Below are 14,943 nucleotides of genomic sequence, written 5' to 3'. Positions count from 1 at the left end.
GCTGCCACCGAGTCCGGGGGGACCTCGATGCGTGTGACAGTGTTGCGGGGGTGCTGAAAAACTGCATCCCCTTAATAGCGGAGAAGCGAGCGAGTGTGAAGTAAAAATAGTGGAAAGTTCGCCTGACGCTGGATTCTCACACTTCGTGACGAGTACCACGTTTACGCGGGGACGTCTCTCTCTTCACGGGGAGGACGGGGTTCGCGCGCGTACGCAGGTGCGGCAGGAGTGGATCCACGCGCGTGCTGACTGGGGTAGGCTCAGGGGCGCGCTGCCATCCAGCCGGAGTCGCACGGGACTGGCGCGTGCACCACAAAATCCACGTGGGGGTTTCATGGCTGAGAATCTGCGAACGGAGTACGGCTTCCGGCTCAATGCGCCGGGCTACATCACCCCTGCCGAGGCCAAGGCCTGGTTCGAGGACCTTCGCGCCAAGGTGGCGATCAAGCGCGGGCGGCCCTTCGGCCTGATGGTGGACATCCGCGGCCAGAAGGCGAACCCGCCGGAGACCCAGGAGATCATCAAGCAGGCGATGGGTTGGCTCCGGCAGAACGGAATGGTGCGCTCGGCGGTGGTGCTCGACAGCACCGTGGCCCGCCTGATGATGGTGCGCATGGCCAAGCAGAGCGGCGTGTACGAGTGGGAGCGCTACATCGACGCGTCCAAGGACACGGACTGGGAGCACAAGGCGATCGACTGGATCACGAACGCCACGGAGCCCTCGAAGGAAGAGGACGCCGCGGCCTGAGGCAGGTCCCCGGGTGAGGGCGGTGGCAGCCTCCAGTTGAGTGGGGCCCACCGCCTCCCCTGCCCGTTCGCGGGCGCTGTTTCCCCCTCTACCTGCCAGGTCCTGTCCCCGTGATTCCCGGGTCCTTTCGGACGCCAGGCTGGTTCAGGGCGGTCCTGCTCCTCCTCGCCGGAGTGCTGGGGCTGCGCTGCGCGGCTCCGTCATCCTCCCGTGAGGACGCGCGGGCGGGCAGCTCCCTGTCCGCGGTTTCCTCCCCTGCCCCTACCGCGAGGCCGTTGCGGGTGCGCGTGTACGCGGACCTGGACCACCGTGCGCGGGGGCTTCATTGGGAGCGGAGCGTCGCCGGCTGGCTCCAGCGTGCGAGCGAGTCGGTGCGCGGCCCCCTGGGCATCACGTTCGAGCTGGAATCCGCGCGGGCGTGGGAGCGGCGCGGCTCGGACGGTCCGCTGGAGCCGGTGCTGGAGGCCCTGGAGGAAGTGGACGCGGGCGAGGACGTGGACCTCGTCGTGGGCCTGGTGGCGGCACCGGCGACGTTCAGCGGCGCGCAGCACGAGCTGGGCTTCGCGCGCGTGCTGGGACGGCACTGCGTGCTGCGCGGCCTGGGAGGAGAGCTGCCGGTGGAGGCGCGGCAGCGGCTGGAGGTGGCGGTCCTGCTGCACGAGTGGGCCCACACCCTGGGCGCGCCGCACGTGCGCGATGGACGGGGATGGATGTCGCCGAAGTACGACGCGGGCCAGACGGGGTTCGACGCGCGGACGCTCGCGCTGCTGGGCGCGGGGCTGAGGCACCTGCCCGGGGCGCGCGTGGAGCTGGAGGCGCAGAAGGCCTGGGCCCGAGAGCTGCGCGTGGCGGTGCAGGCCATGAAGGGCCCGGCCTGGGAAGGCCCCGAGCGGGACTTCCTCCTCGAATGGACGGAGCGCGTGCGCGCCTCCAGCGTCGTGCTGGGACCGGAGGGCACGCCCCGTTCGCTGACACCGCTGGAGCGGCAGCGGCTGGCGGAGGTCATCGCCCTGGAGAAGGCGGGCCGGCCGGAGGTGGCCGTGGAGGCCCTGGAGCCGCTGGCCGTGCGGCATCCCCAGGACGAGCGCGTGCAGTTGCTGGCGTGCTACCTCGCCGTGCACCTCACGCCGGGACTGGACGCCACGCGGGAGCGCTGCGAGCGGGCCATCGCGCGGTTTCCCCGTGAGCCCTCGCTGCGCATGAACGTCGCGCTGCTCCACCTGCATGCGGGCCGCTTCGACGAGGCCCGGGACAGCCTGGTGACGGCGAGGACGAACCTGGAGGCCCGTGCGGACGTGGAGCCCGCGCAGTGGGCGGACCTGGCGGCCCTCTTCCTGCGCGCTCACTGCGTGACGTGGGCGGAGCAGACCGCGGCCCGGGCACCGGGGCTGGCGGCATCCGCGGCCGTGCTGGAACAGGCGGCCCGCCTCCGGAGACAGGTGGCGCTGCCCGCTATAGCGGATGCGAGCACCGCTGCCGTGGAAGCCGCGCGCGAGGGCGCCCTGGTGCGCGCGGTGTCCGACGTGGAGGCGCTGCTGCATGCCGGCTCCTCGGGGCCCGCGCGCGAGCGCATCGCCGCGCTGGCCCGGTCGTATCCGGCGAGCCCTTCCGTCACGCTCCTGCAATGCGAGCTGCACCTGCTCCAGGGGCACCTGGGCTCCGCGCGCACCGCCTGTGAGCGGGTGCTCGCGTTCCGGGAGGATGCGGTGCAGGCGCACCTGCTGCTCGGCGTGCTGGCGACGAACACGCGCGCGCATGCGCGTGCACGCAAGCACCTGGAGCGGGTCATCGCCCTGGAGCCTTCGCGCACGGAGGCGTGGCACCTGCTCGCGCGCGAGTACCGGGGCACCCGCCAGTTGAAGACGCTCCAGGCGCGCTACCGCGAACAGTTCGCGCGCGACCTGCCGTGAGGCCTACGTCGCGACGGACGCGCGCCAGGCGTCCTCGAGCAGCGCGAACAGGAGGATGTCGTTGAACCCGCCCCCGTTCCCGTCGGCCTGGTAGCCGCGCATCACGCCTTCCTGCTGGAAGCCCACGCGCGTCAGCGCCTTGGCCGACGCGCTGTTGCGCACGTTCACCAGGCCCTCGATGCGGTGCAGGTTCAGCTGCTCGAAGCCGAAGCGGATCAGCGCGGGCAGGATGCCCGTCATCACGCCCTGTCCCCACAGTGAGTGCCCCACCATGTAGCCCACCTCCGCGCGGCGGTCCTTCGGGCTCCAGTTGAAGAGGGTCAGGTAGCCCAGGGGCGTCGGGTCCTCGTCCTTCGACAGCACCCAGCGGATGCCCTTGCCCTGGCGCATCGCCTCCAGGTCGCCGGTCAGCTTCTGGTGCAGCGTCTCGCGGAGCACCGGCACCGTGAAGTTCAGGCTCCGAGCGACCTCCGGATGCGAGTACAGCGCGATGACGCCGTCCATGTCCTCGGGGGTGAAGACGCGCACCCGGAACGGCGCGGGGACGACGGGCAGCGGCAGCGTGGCGTAGGAGAGGGACATGCGGTGCGGGCACCCTACCGGGTGGGCGCCATCACCGCCATGGCGCGGGAGGCCTCCGCCCGTGCGTCACCCATCCCCGGCGCCCTACTCCGCGCGCATCGCCTCCACCGGATCCAGCCGCGCCGCGCGCGACGCCGGGTAGATGCCGAAGACGAGCCCCACGCCACAGCTCATCCCCAGGGACAGCGCCACGGCCCACACGGGCACGCTCATGGGGAACAGCAGCACCCACTTGCCCAGGAAGACGAACCCGAAGCCCAGCCCCAACCCCAGCACGCCGCCCACGAGCGACAGCATCACCGCCTCCGTGGCGAACTGGCCCAGGATGCGGCGGCGGCGCGCGCCCAGCGCCTTGCGGATGCCAATCTCCCGCGTCCGCTCCGTCACCGACATCAGCATGATGTTCAGGATGCCGATGCCGCCCACCACCAGCGACAGCAGGCACACGCCCACGCCCGCGAACGCGATGACCTGCGACAGCTCGTTGAAGGACGCCGTCATGGACTCGTTGGTGTGCAGCTCGAAGTCATTCGCCTCCTGCGGCGTGAGGCCCCGGCGGCGGCGCATCAGGTTCACCACCTCATCCTGCGCCTTCTGGAACGACTCTCCGTCGCGCGCCTGGATGTCGATCTCCACCGAGCGGTTCTTGCCGTAGAACTGCTGGAAGGCGCGCATGGGCACGATGGCCTGGTTGTCCTGGCTGGCCATCCCCATGACGCTGCCGCGCTTCTGCAGCACGCCAATCACCTGGAACGGCCGGCCCTGCAGCCGCACCTCGGAGCCCACCGGGTTCATGCCCGGGAAGAGCGTGTCCGCCAGGTCCACGCCAATGACCATCACCGGGCGGCCATCCAGCGTCTCCGTCTCGTTGAAGAAGCGGCCGGTCGACACGACGACGCCGCTCGTCTCCAGGTACGTGGGCTCCGTGCCCAGGACGCTCACCGAAGGGGGCGTCTCCCGGAACGCCGTGGTCAGCTTCTTGCCCCACTCCTGGGACGTGGGCGTGGCCGCCCCCACCGAGGGACACGACTCCACGATGGCGCGCACGTCATCGCCGCGCAGGTCCTTGCGCTTGGCGTACTTCGCCCAGTTGATGCGGCCGAAGCCGGTGGGCCACTTCGTCACCTCGAAGGTGTGCGCGCCCAGGCTGCCCAGGTTCTTGTTCACCTGTTCGCGCAGGCCTTCAATCAGGGCCATCATCGTGATGACGGTGGCCACGCCGATGACGATGCCCACCAGCGTCAAGAGCGAGCGCAGCGGGTTGCCCAGGAACGTGCCCAGCGCCAGCCGAAGGTTGTCCAGGAAGGCCCGCATCGCTTTATTCGTAGCGGAGCGCTTCCACCGGGTCCAGCTTCGCCGCCCGCGCGGCCGGCCAGATGCCGAACAGCAGGCCCACCAGCGCCGCGAACGCCACCCCGCCCACCACCGTGCTGGGGCGCACGTCCGCCGCCAGCGGCGTCACCAGGGACACGATCTTCGCCGTGCCCAGCCCCACCGTCGTCCCCAGCAGGCCCCCCACCGCGGACACGCTGGAGGCCTCCATCAGGAACTGGAGCACGATGGTGCGCTGGCGCGCGCCCAGCGCCCGGCGGACCCCAATCTCCCGCGTCCGCTCCCGCACCGACACCAGCATGATGTTCATGATGCCGATGCCGCCCACCAGCAGCGTGATGAGGCCCACGCCCGTGGCCACCGCGTAGAGCGCGCCGGTGAGCTGCTCGTAGGTCGCAGCGAGCGAGTCCGTCCGGTTGACGTTGAAGTCGTCCGCCTGGCCCGGCGGCGTCGCGCGCACGCGCCGCATGATACCCACCAGCTGGTCCTCCACCTTCGCCATCTGCCCCGCGTCCGCCACGGCGATGGCGATCTGCATGGGCCGCCCCTTGCCGAAGTGCGAGTTGAAGGTCTTGAAGGGCATGAACACGGACAGGTCCATGTTCTCCGCCACGACCTTCCCCTTGCGCCCCAGCGTGCCCACCACCTGGAAGGGCCGCCCGTCGATGCGCACCGTCTGCCCCAGCGGGCTGATGCTGGGAAAGAGCGAGGCGGCCACGTCCGCGCCCAGCACCGTCACCGCCCGGTTCACCTCTTCGTCCGCGCGGGTGAGGAAGCGTCCGGACACCACCTCGTAGTTGCCGATGGCCTGGTAGTCACTCCACACGCCGTTGATGCGCACGTTGGAGACCTGGAGGGCGCCGTGCGCCACGTCCGACATGCGCATCACCGCCGGGGAGATGGCGGTGATGAAGTCCGCCTGGGTGCGCAGCTGCGCCACCTGCTCCAGCGTGAAGTTCTTCCGGTTGCGGTACATCCACCAGTTCCCCTTGATCATCCAGGGGTACTTGGAGATGAACACCGTGTTCGCGCCCAGCGTGGCCAACTGCTTCTCGAACGACGAGTTGAGCCCCTGGATGATGCCGACGATGGCGAGCAGCGTGGCCACGCCGATGCCGATACCCAGCGTCGTGAGCACTGTGCGCATCCGGTTCGCCTGGAGGGAGAACACCGCGATGCGGGCCCCCTCCAGCACGTCCACGCGGAAGACCCGCCCCAAGCTCATGCGGTGCCCGCTTGCGTCACCACCCCGTGCCCGCCGCCCATCGCCACCTCCGGCCCCGGCCCGTCCGCGACGATCTCCCCGTCGCTCAACCGGATGGCCCGGGGGCATCTGGCGGCCAGCTTGGGCTCGTGCGTGACGAGCACCAGCGTGTGCCCCGCGCGGTGCAACTGCTCGAAGAGCTTGACGATCTCCTCGCCCGTGGCCGAGTCCAGGTTGCCCGTGGGCTCGTCCGCCAGGAGCATGGACGGCTCCGACACCAGCGCCCGCGCGATGGCCACGCGCTGGCGCTGACCGCCCGACAGCTCGTTGGGCCGGTGGTGCATGCGGTGCGTGAGCTGCACCTTGTCCAGCGCCGCCTTCGCCCGCTCGCGCCGCTCCTTCGCGGCCATGCCCCGGTACACCAGCGGCAGCTCCACGTTGGCGAGCGCCGTCTCGCGGGGGAGCAGCTGGAACGTCTGGAAGATGAAGCCGATCTCCACGTTGCGGATGACGGCCAGGTCGTCGTCGTCCATGCGCGACACGTCCTTGCCGTTGAGCATGTAGCGGCCGCTCGTGGGCGTATCCAGGCAGCCCAGCACGTTCATCAGCGTGCTCTTGCCGGAGCCGGACTGGCCGATGATGGCCACCCACTCCCCCCGCTGGATGCCAAAGGACACGCCCCGCAGCGCGCGCACCTCTTCACCGCCCACGAAGAAGGCCCGCGTGAGCCCCTCCACCTGGATGAGGGGGCCGGCGTCCGGTGCAGGGGCCGACGTCACGACTTGCCCTTCGCCGCGGCCTTCTCCGGCTCGCGCACCGCGTCCCCGTGGGACAGCTCCTTGGACAGCGTGCGGTAGGGGCCCTCCACCACGCGGTCACCGACCTGCAGGCCCTCCAGCACCTCCAGCTCCGTGTCGGAGGCGATGCCGGTGCGCACGCGGCGCACCTGCGCCTTGTTGTCGTTGTCCACCACGAACACGACCTTGGCCAGCGCCTCCGTGCGGCGCTTGGCGGTGAGGGACGTGCCCTCCACCGGCGCCTGGTAGTCCGGCAGCGAGCGCTCCGCGCGCACCGTGACGGCCTGGATGGGCACAAGCACCGCGTCGTTGTGCGTCTCCGCGCTGATGCGCGCCTCGGCGCTCATGCCGGGGAGCACGCCCGGCGGACGCGCGTCCAGGGCGACGGTGATGGGGAAGCTCGTCACCTCGGCCTCCGTGCCCGGGTTCTTGATGGTGGCCTTCTGGGCGATCTCCACCACGGTGCCGGTGAAGGACTGGCCCTCCAGCGCGTCCAGCGTCACCTCCGCGGGCTGGCCGTACTTCAGGTGCACCACTTCGTGCTCACCCACCTCGAACTTCACCTCCATCTGGTTGAGCGCGGCGATGGTCATCACCACGTCCTCGGAGAAGTCGGAGCCGCGCACGCGCTCGCCCACTTCACGCGACAGTTCAATCACGTTGCCGTCGATGGGGGACAGGAGCGTGGTGCGCGCCAGGTCCGTGGAGGCCTGCTCCAGCACGGCGCTGCTCTGGGCCACGCGCTGCCGGGCGGCGGCGAGGCGCGCCTCGGCGGTGTCCACCACCGCCTGGGACTGCTCCACCTCCGCGGCGGACGCGAGCCCCTTCTCCGCCAGGCCCTTCACGCGGCCCAGCTCCGCGCGCTGGCGCACGGCGTCCACGTCCGCCACCTGGACCTCCGAGCGGGCCGCGTCGCGCGACGCGGTGGCCTGCTTCACGGCCGCCTCGTAGTAGCGCTTGTCGATCTGCCCCAGCACCTGCCCCTTGGTGATGGCGTCGCCGTCCTTCACCTTGAGGGAGACCAGGTCTCCGGACAGGTTGGAGGAGATCTTCACCGTGGTGGCCGCCTGCACCTTGCCCGCGCCGGTGATGGTGCGGGTGATGGTGCCCTTGCGGGCCTTGGCCATCTGGACTTCCTGCGTCGGGGGCGGCCGGTCCCGCAGGCCGCCCACGGTGATGGCCACCGCTCCCAGCAACAGCGCGCCGGCGATTGCCGCCTTCCACCACGTCATTGTGATTCTCCCGGGTTCAGCGTGCCCATGGCCCGGAACAGGGCATAGCGGGCGATTTCGACATCGATGCGGCTCTGGAGCAACACCAGCTCCGCCTGGGTCAACTTGAGCTGCGCGTCTCGCACGTCCAGCGTGGAGCCGGCGCCCGCGCGAAAGCGCTCCTCCGCCAGCGCCAGGCCCTGCTGGGCGACCGCGCGGTTGTCCGTCGCGAGCTTCGCGGAGGCGATCTGGCCCTCCAGCACCTGGTGGGAGCGGCGCACCTCCGCCTCCAGCTCCCGCGCCGTCTGCGCGAACGTCAGCTCCGCCTTGCGGATGTTGACCTGGGCGCGCGCGGACTGGGCGTTCGTGGCGAAGCCGTTGAACAGGTCCCACGTCAGGTTGATGCTACCGTTGAAGATGTTGCCGTAGCCGGGCTCGCTGAAGAACGGGCCCGGGGCCTGGCTGTTGTGCGAGTACCGCGCGGACAGGCCCACGCGGGGGATGTAGTCCCCCTGCACGATGGCCCGCTGCAGCTGCGCCACCTGTACGCGCTGCTGGAGCGCCTTGAGCAGGGCGCGGTGCTCGCGGGCCTGCTTGAGGGCGTCATCCAGGGCGGGCGCCGGCGCGGGCTCCTGCTGGAACACGCCGGGGTCCACCGCCTGGAGCAGCTCCGTGCCGGGGCGCGCCAGCCACACGGCCAGCTGCACCTGGTCCGCCACCAGCTGGTTCTGGCGCTGCACGACGTTGATGCGGTCGTTGCCCAGGTTGACCTGCGCGGCGATCTCCTCGGACTTGCCCACGCGGCCCGCGGTGAAGAGGGCGCGCGCGCGCTCCAGCTGCTCCTCGCTGCGCTGCGCGGTCGCCTTGAGCACGTCCAGCGAGGCCTGCGACAGGAAGAGGTTGAAGAAGCGGCGGATGGCCTCCAGCTCGGAGGTGTCCGACTCCTCGATGGACTGGTTGCGCGTGGCGTCCACGTTGACGCCGGCCTGCTCCAGCTGCTTCCAGAGACCGCGGTTGTAGATGACCTGCGACAGGCCCACGGACGCGAAGTAGCTGTCCGCCGTATTGGAGGTGGCCACCACCTCCCGCGTGACGGTCTCCGTCTCACTGATGGGGACGGTGAAGACCTGCCGTCGCTGGCCCACGTAGTCCAGGCTGGGGCCCAGGTTGAGCTGCACCTGCGGCAGGAGGCCGGAGCGCGCCACGCGCTGGTCCTCCTGGGCCACGGCGACATCCAGCGCGGCCTGGAGCGCCTGGGTGTTCTTGCGGCCCAGCTGGCGCGTCTCCTCCAGCGTGATGGGCGTGGCGGTGAGCAGCGTCGCGACGACGAGGAAGGCGCTCACTGCGCACCTCCCGCAGGCAAGCCAATGAAGAAGACGCCCACGTACATGAGGTACATCACCCCGATGAGCACCAGCGCGCGCCCCAGGCGCATGCCGGTGGCGGTGGAGAAGCCCACTCCCAGCAGGCCCACGCTCCACAGGTTGAAGAAATCCACGCCCTTGAGCACGCGCTGCATCTTCGGCGACAGGCCGTCCAGCATGGCCAGGCTGGAGGGCACGAGCCGCGCCGCGCGCAGGTCGGTGAGCGAGTGCTGCCAGGCCGCGCACACCGCGTAGATGAGGTGGTACAGCGCGATGGGCAAGAGCGCCACGGAGGCCGCCGCCATCAGCTGCCCGAAGGACGCGGGCTTGTTGAAGAGCCACGCGGTGACCCAGAGGATGCACGCGAGCAGCAGCACCATCAGGGGCATCACGATGAGGCCGTTGGCGATGCCGCCCACCAGCGCCTTGCGCGACGCCGTCTGGATCTGCTCGGCGATGTCGGACTCGGACACGCTGGACGCGGTCGAGTCCGTGGGCAGGGCGCTCACGATGGAGGCGGTGGCGTCCCAGCGCAGCGCGAAGACGGTGCCGGAGATGGCGACGCAGAAGGCGAGGATGAGGAGCGGCCACAGCCAACGCCGGGCCTCGACGGCCGCGCGCGTGCCCCCCAGGGGGTCCACGAAGATGCGCGCCGGTTGAACAAGGGAGGTCATAGGGATGGGGTCTCAGGGCGGATTACGCAGCCCTCCCGGAGTGATTGCCCGGTCCCTTGAATTCAGTCGGGAAACGGGCGGGCAGCCAAACGAAATCCGGCGGCGCCCCAAGGTTTATCCTGCCTTGCATCCATCCTGTAGCGGTCTGTAGCCTAAATTTTGCGGCGGAGCGGCGGACGGTGTATTCCGCTCGGCTGGACGCTTGCCGGAGCATGAATGGTCGACAGCACGGATCTCGCCCAGGTTCTCCATGAGGCGCATGACATCGCCCGCAGCGTCGCCCAGAAGCCCACGTCGGCCCACGTGTTGCTGGCGCTCTTCACGGTGGAGAACCGTGCCCAGCTCCTCCTGAAGGAGAAGGGCGTGGACGAGGACGCGCTGCTCCAGCTCATCACGGAGGCCCCGGCGGAGACGGGCAACGTGGTGCAGGAGTTGACCGCGCGCGCCCGCGAGCTGGCCAGCACCTTCCGTGCGGGGGAGGCGGACTGCCTGCACCTGCTCATCGCCATCATCCGCAAGCGCTGCGCCGCGAGCGACCTGCTGGGGCGCACGGGCCTGGACCTCATCTCCCTGTCCAACACGGCGCTCGCCTATTCCACCAGCGGTGGCCTGCCGCGCCGGCTCCAGCCGGGCTATGGCCAGGCGGTGGCCACGCGCGCGCCGGTGAGCCGCCCGGTGGGCGCGCCGCCGTCTCCCCTCCCCTCCTCCACGTTCGCGCTGAGCGTGCCGCGCCCGGCGCCCCCACCAGCGCCGGTGATGACGCCCCCGGTGACGACCCCTCCGCCGGCCGCGCGCTCGACGCCCGCGCTGTCGCCGCGAGACCTGATTGACGTGGACGAGGACGACGTGACGCAGGACGCCGTCGCGGAAGCCCCGCCCCCGGCGATGCCGCGCATGGCGCCGCCCGCCCCGGTGGCCCGCGCGACGCCGCCCGCCCCTCCGCCTTCCGCGCCGGTGGCCCCCCAGGCTCCCCAGGCTCCGGTGACGCGTCCGTCCGCATCGCCCTCGCAGGCCAAGGGGCAGCCGCTGACGTTGGACGCCAAGGCGTTCCCGATGCTCACGTCGCTGGGCCGCAACCTGAGCCAGGCCGCCCGCGAAGGGAAGCTGGACCCGGTGGTGGGCCGCGCGCGGGAGGTCGAGGAGGTCATCGACATCCTGGGCAAGCGCCGCACCAACAACCCGTGCCTGCTGGGTGAGCCCGGCGTGGGCAAGACGGCGGTGGTGGAGGGCGTGGCGCAGCGCCTGCTGGGGCTTCGCGGCACGCTGGCGGAGAAGATCCTCGTCGAGCTGGACATGGCCACGCTGGTCGCGGGCACGCAGCTGCGCGGCTCGTTCTCCGAGAAGCTCAACGCGCTGAAGGAAGAGGTGCGGCGGGCCGAGGGGCGCGTGGTGGTCTTCATCGACGAGATCCACACGCTGGTGGGCGCGGGCTCCACGGGTGAGGGCCCGCAGGACGCGGCCAACGAGCTGAAGACGGCGATGGCTCGCGGCGAGTTCCCCTGCATCGGGGCGACGACGCACGACGAGTACCGCAAGTTCATCGCGGCGGACCCGGCGCTGGAGCGCCGCTTCACGCCGGTGGTGGTGAACGAGCCGTCGGTGCCGGAGACGGTGCAGATCCTCCAGGGCATCATCGGGCGCTACGAGGAGCACCACGCGCTGCGCTACCTGCCGGAGGCGCTGGAGGCCGCCGCGTCGCTGGCGAGCCGCTACGTGACGGACCGGTTCATGCCGGACAAGGCCATCAGCGTGGTGGACCTGGCGGGCAGCCGCTGCCACCGCGAGGGCAAGCACCGGGTGGACGCCGCGGACGTGGCGCGCGTGGTGGCGAAGCTGGCGGGCGTGCCGGAAGAGCGGCTCTTGATGAACGACTCCGCGCGGCTGCTCCGGCTGGAGAACGACCTGGCGGAGCGCGTGATTGGCCACGGCGACGCGGTGGTGCGGATTGCCCGGGTCATCCGCCGCAACTACGCCGGCTTCGCGTCGCGCCGCCCCATGGGCAGCTTCCTCTTCCTGGGCCCCACGGGCGTGGGCAAGACGGAGATGGCGCGGGCGCTGGCGGAGGTGCTGTTCGGCAACCGGGACGCGCTGGTGCGCCTGGACATGAGCGAGATGTCCGAGTCCCACGGCGTGTCGCGCCTCATCGGTTCGCCCGCGGGCTACGTGGGCTTCGGTGAGGGCGGGCAGCTCACGGAGCCGGTGCGCCGCCGGCCGTCGTCGGTGGTGGTGCTGGACGAGATCGAGAAGGCGCACCGCGAGGTGCAGATGCTGCTGCTCCAGGTGTTGGAGGAGGGGCGGCTGACGGACGGCAAGGGCCGGCACATCGACTTCTCGAACACGGTCATCGTGATGACCACGAACCTGGGCGCGGAGGCGTTCAGCCGCACGGGCCGCGCGGTGGGCTTCGGCGCGGCGGACGCGGCCGAGGGCAAGGCGCTGGACCTGGCGTCGGACACCGCGCGCAAGGCGCTGCCGCCGGAGCTGTGGAACCGCATCGATGAGCGGCTGCCGTTCCGTCCGCTGGCGGAGCAGGAGGTGGCGAAGATCGCCACGCTCATCCTGGCGGAGAGCAGCAAGCGACTCGCGACGGAGCGCGGCATCGTCTACACGGCGGGCACGGACGTGGTGGGGCACCTGCTCAAGTCCGGCGGCTTCGACCCGATGCTGGGCGCGCGGCCGATGCGCCAGGTGGTGCAGCGGCTGGTGGAAGGCCCCCTGGCGGAGCGCATCCTCTCCGGCGAGTTCGGCGCGGGAGACCGCGTGCGCGTGGCCGTGCAGGCCGGTCAGCTCCAGTTCGCCCGGGACGCCGCCTGACGGTGGCGCGGCGAGGCCGGAGCCCGCGGAGCGGTACGGCGAAGGCGCGTCGGGTCTCCGTGGTCATCGTTGGCGCGGGGCGGCTCGGTGGTGCGCTCGCGTTGGCGTTGCAGGCGAAGCGCTGGCCCGTGCGCGTGTACTCGCGCGACGACGCGGGCCATGAGCGCACGCGGGCCCTGGGCCTGAAGCCCGCGACGCCCGCGGACCTGAAGAAGGCTCGCGTCTGCGTGTTGTGTGTTCCGGACGCGGTGGTGCCGTCGGTGTCCGAGTCCCTGTCCCGCGAGCTCCCGCGCACGGTGGCGCTGGTGCACACCGCGGGCGCCCTGCCACTCTCCGCGCTGGGCACGCAGCGGGGCCGCGCGGTGGGCTCCTTCCATCCGCTCTGCGCGGTGTCCTCCGCGAAGGACTCGCTCGCGGGCCACACCGCCGCGATCAGCACGCGCTCCCCTGCCCTGCGCGCCGTGCTCCAGCGCATGGCGGAGGACGTGGGCTTCGCGATGTTCGACGTGCCGGAGTCGCACCGGGCCGCCTACCACGCAGGCGCGGTGCTGAGCGCCGGTGGACTGGTGGCACTCGCGGACGCGGCCGTGGGCGCACTGGGCGCGGCGGGCATCGACCCCGAGGCGGCCTTGAAGGCGCTGCTGCCGTTGATGCGCTCGGCACTCAGAGGCATCGAGGCGCGTGGCCTTTCGGGTGGGCTCACCGGCCCCATCGTCCGGGGGGACGCGGGCGTCGTCGCGGCGCACCTGGCGGCCCTGCCCACGGACATCGCACCGCTCTACGCGCAACTGTCGCGGCGGGCCCTGCGGCTGGCCTCGGATCGGCTCCGCCCGGAGCCCCGTGCCGCGCTGGAAGCCCTGCTCGCGAAGAAGTGACGGCGCGCGTCCCGGTGGCCCCGGACGCGCGCCCTTCCCACCGGACTAGGTGAGGATGATGCGCGGGCTCTGCAGCGCGCGGCGCACGATGGCCAGCGCCTGCTCGGAGGCGGCCTCGGCCTCCGTGAGGCGGCGCAGGCACACGTCGCCGCCCACCGCCACGGAGCGCTTCAGGTCCGCCAGCAGCGTCAGCGCCGCCTGGAGCATCTCCTTGCCCTGCGGAGACTCCGCGGCCGGCTTGCCCGCCGCCTGGGACACGTGCGCCGTGAAGCGCTGCACCGCGTCCATGGTCGCGTTCGGGTCGTACTTCTCCAGCATCGGCTTCAGCCGATCCGGATTGATGCGGATGAGCCGCAGCGCGCCGACCTTCTGGAAGGCCGGGTGCACCAGGCCGATCTCCGACATCTCGAACGCGCCCAGCAGGCCCTCGTCCGGCGCGCGGTGCGAGTGCGGCACCACGTCCACGAAGAGCGCCAGCGGATCCGCGCCCTGCTTGAACGCCTCCAGCTCGTCGTCATCCAGCGGCGGGAAGCTCGCGGGCGTGCCGATGAACAGCAGCGGCAGCACCACGTCGTGCCAGAACTCCTCCGGCGCGGAGCCCGTGCCGCCCACCGTCGCCACCAGGTGCGTCAGCAGCTCCGCGAGCCGCGGGGCGCGCTCGGCCTGATCCGCCAGCGACTTGCCCTGCTCCATGCGCTGCAGCGACGTGACGATCTGCCCCTCGAACTGCTGGCGGGCCTCCGGCGGCAGCGGCGGCTGGGTGCGGCCCAGCGCGTCACGCACGTCGCGCGCCAGCGCGTCCGTCTTCGCCTCGAGCGCCTGCTTCGTCTTGGCCGGATCCACCACGATGAACTGGAGGAAGCCCGGGTCGAACAGGCGCTGGTAGTCCTGGGGGCCCAGCCGCTGGGGCTGACCGCCACCCAGGGCCTGCGCCGGGTTGGTGCCGAACTTCACCTGCCCCAGCGAGCGGCGGATGTCGGCGGCCAGGTCGTCCAGCCGCGTCAACTTGCCCTGCGCCAGCGCGTCCATCACCGCCCCGAACGGGGACAGCATGATGATGGCCTCGGGGAAGCCCAGCGAGGCGCCTTCCGGCGAGTCCCGGTTGGGGAACCAGAACGCCTGGTGCTCGGTGATGAGGCGCAGCGCGAAGCCGCCCGCCAGGCCCAGCGCCGCGCCCTGGTGGTTCGGGTTGTTCGGGTCGAACCGGCCGCCCAGGAGCTGGATGACCGACGTCTCCACGTCCGCCCACGGCGCCTTCGTCAGGTCGACCGGCGCGCCGCTGGCCTTCTCCAACGCGGCGGAGAGCTGGAGCTGCGCATTGTGCACGTGCTGCGGGACGGGGAGCCCCTGGGGCTCGGCGGGTTCGGTCATGGGAAGGTTCCTGTGGGGAATGCGACGCGTTCCCTTACCGTGAAAAACGCGTTCGTGACTA

At 71.2% G+C, this 14,943-nt stretch carries 12 protein-coding genes; 4 read left to right on the top strand and 8 right to left on the bottom strand.

The annotated features are described in order from the left end of the window. The first annotated feature begins 334 nt into the window (after positions 1-334). Together JYJ93_RS21110 and JYJ93_RS21105 are read left to right on the top strand one after the other, a co-directional pair. Positions 335-748 carry a hypothetical protein gene (locus JYJ93_RS21110; protein ID WP_206793993.1) on the top strand — a complete coding sequence of 138 codons (414 nt, stop codon included), beginning with the start codon at positions 335-337 and terminating at the stop codon, positions 746-748. Positions 749-1,029: 281 nt separating this feature from the next. Next, positions 1,030-2,658, top strand: coding sequence for a tetratricopeptide repeat protein (locus JYJ93_RS21105; RefSeq protein ID WP_206793991.1), 1,629 nt, complete (start codon positions 1,030-1,032; stop codon positions 2,656-2,658). A 3-nt stretch (positions 2,659-2,661) separates the two neighbouring features. Here JYJ93_RS21105 and JYJ93_RS21100 read toward each other — a convergent pair whose 3' ends face one another. The 7 genes from JYJ93_RS21100 to JYJ93_RS21070 all read right to left on the bottom strand — a co-directional run bounded on the left by JYJ93_RS21100 (position 2,662) and on the right by JYJ93_RS21070 (position 9,822). Continuing rightward, positions 2,662-3,240, bottom strand: a complete 579-nt coding sequence (locus JYJ93_RS21100) for a GNAT family N-acetyltransferase (protein ID WP_206793989.1) — start codon at positions 3,238-3,240, stop codon at positions 2,662-2,664. A gap of 84 nt (positions 3,241-3,324) precedes the next feature. Next, entirely contained in the window at positions 3,325-4,554 is a 1,230-nt protein-coding gene (locus JYJ93_RS21095) for an ABC transporter permease (protein ID WP_206793987.1), read from the bottom strand. A 4-nt stretch (positions 4,555-4,558) separates the two neighbouring features. Continuing rightward, positions 4,559-5,797 carry an ABC transporter permease gene (locus JYJ93_RS21090; RefSeq protein WP_206793986.1) on the bottom strand — a complete coding sequence of 413 codons (1,239 nt, stop codon included), beginning with the start codon at positions 5,795-5,797 and terminating at the stop codon, positions 4,559-4,561. Further along, positions 5,794-6,555 (bottom strand): ABC transporter ATP-binding protein, encoded by a 762-nt coding sequence (locus tag JYJ93_RS21085; RefSeq protein WP_206793984.1) that lies wholly within the window; start codon positions 6,553-6,555, stop codon positions 5,794-5,796. Before JYJ93_RS21085 ends, JYJ93_RS21090 begins: the two co-directional genes overlap by 4 nt. Next, on the bottom strand, positions 6,552-7,805 hold the full coding sequence (locus JYJ93_RS21080; protein ID WP_206793983.1) for an efflux RND transporter periplasmic adaptor subunit: 1,254 nt from the start codon (positions 7,803-7,805) through the stop codon (positions 6,552-6,554). The genes JYJ93_RS21085 and JYJ93_RS21080 overlap by 4 nt, the downstream gene beginning before the upstream one ends. Beyond that, a complete protein-coding gene (locus JYJ93_RS21075; RefSeq protein WP_206793972.1) occupies positions 7,802-9,127 on the bottom strand; it encodes a TolC family protein in 1,326 nt (441 codons plus the stop codon). The genes JYJ93_RS21080 and JYJ93_RS21075 overlap by 4 nt, the downstream gene beginning before the upstream one ends. Further along, entirely contained in the window at positions 9,124-9,822 is a 699-nt protein-coding gene (locus tag JYJ93_RS21070) for a YIP1 family protein (protein WP_206793970.1), read from the bottom strand. Before JYJ93_RS21070 ends, JYJ93_RS21075 begins: the two co-directional genes overlap by 4 nt. 216 nt (positions 9,823-10,038) lie before the next feature. On the opposite strand from JYJ93_RS21070, the gene JYJ93_RS21065 reads away from it, so the two are divergent. After that, on the top strand, positions 10,039-12,636 hold the full coding sequence (locus JYJ93_RS21065; protein ID WP_206793969.1) for an ATP-dependent Clp protease ATP-binding subunit: 2,598 nt from the start codon (positions 10,039-10,041) through the stop codon (positions 12,634-12,636). 2 nt (positions 12,637-12,638) lie between these two features. Beyond that, complete coding sequence (locus JYJ93_RS21060; protein ID WP_206793967.1) at positions 12,639-13,511, top strand: Rossmann-like and DUF2520 domain-containing protein; 873 nt, start codon at positions 12,639-12,641, stop codon at positions 13,509-13,511. A 45-nt stretch (positions 13,512-13,556) separates the two neighbouring features. On the opposite strand, the gene JYJ93_RS21055 is transcribed toward JYJ93_RS21060, so the two are convergent. Further along, on the bottom strand, positions 13,557-14,882 hold the full coding sequence (locus JYJ93_RS21055) for a hypothetical protein (RefSeq protein ID WP_206793965.1): 1,326 nt from the start codon (positions 14,880-14,882) through the stop codon (positions 13,557-13,559). Positions 14,883-14,943: the final 61 nt, after the last annotated feature.

Source organism: Corallococcus sp. NCSPR001 (assembly GCF_017309135.1).
GTDB lineage: Bacteria > Myxococcota > Myxococcia > Myxococcales > Myxococcaceae > Corallococcus.
This window is presented reverse-complemented; position numbering and strand designations above follow the sequence as displayed.

Excerpts from the sequence above, each read along its gene's own strand:
- JYJ93_RS21110 (WP_206793993.1), top strand. The coding sequence starts at position 335 with ATGGCTGAGAATCTGCGAACGGAGTACGGCTTCCGGCTCAATGCGCCG.
- JYJ93_RS21100 (WP_206793989.1), bottom strand. The coding sequence starts at position 3,240 with ATGTCCCTCTCCTACGCCACGCTGCCGCTGCCCGTCGTCCCCGCGCCG.
- JYJ93_RS21095 (WP_206793987.1), bottom strand. The coding sequence starts at position 4,554 with ATGCGGGCCTTCCTGGACAACCTTCGGCTGGCGCTGGGCACGTTCCTG.
- JYJ93_RS21090 (WP_206793986.1), bottom strand. The coding sequence starts at position 5,797 with ATGAGCTTGGGGCGGGTCTTCCGCGTGGACGTGCTGGAGGGGGCCCGC.
- JYJ93_RS21080 (WP_206793983.1), bottom strand. The coding sequence starts at position 7,805 with ATGACGTGGTGGAAGGCGGCAATCGCCGGCGCGCTGTTGCTGGGAGCG.
- JYJ93_RS21070 (WP_206793970.1), bottom strand. The coding sequence starts at position 9,822 with ATGACCTCCCTTGTTCAACCGGCGCGCATCTTCGTGGACCCCCTGGGG.
- JYJ93_RS21065 (WP_206793969.1), top strand. The coding sequence starts at position 10,039 with ATGGTCGACAGCACGGATCTCGCCCAGGTTCTCCATGAGGCGCATGAC.
- JYJ93_RS21055 (WP_206793965.1), bottom strand. The coding sequence starts at position 14,882 with ATGACCGAACCCGCCGAGCCCCAGGGGCTCCCCGTCCCGCAGCACGTG.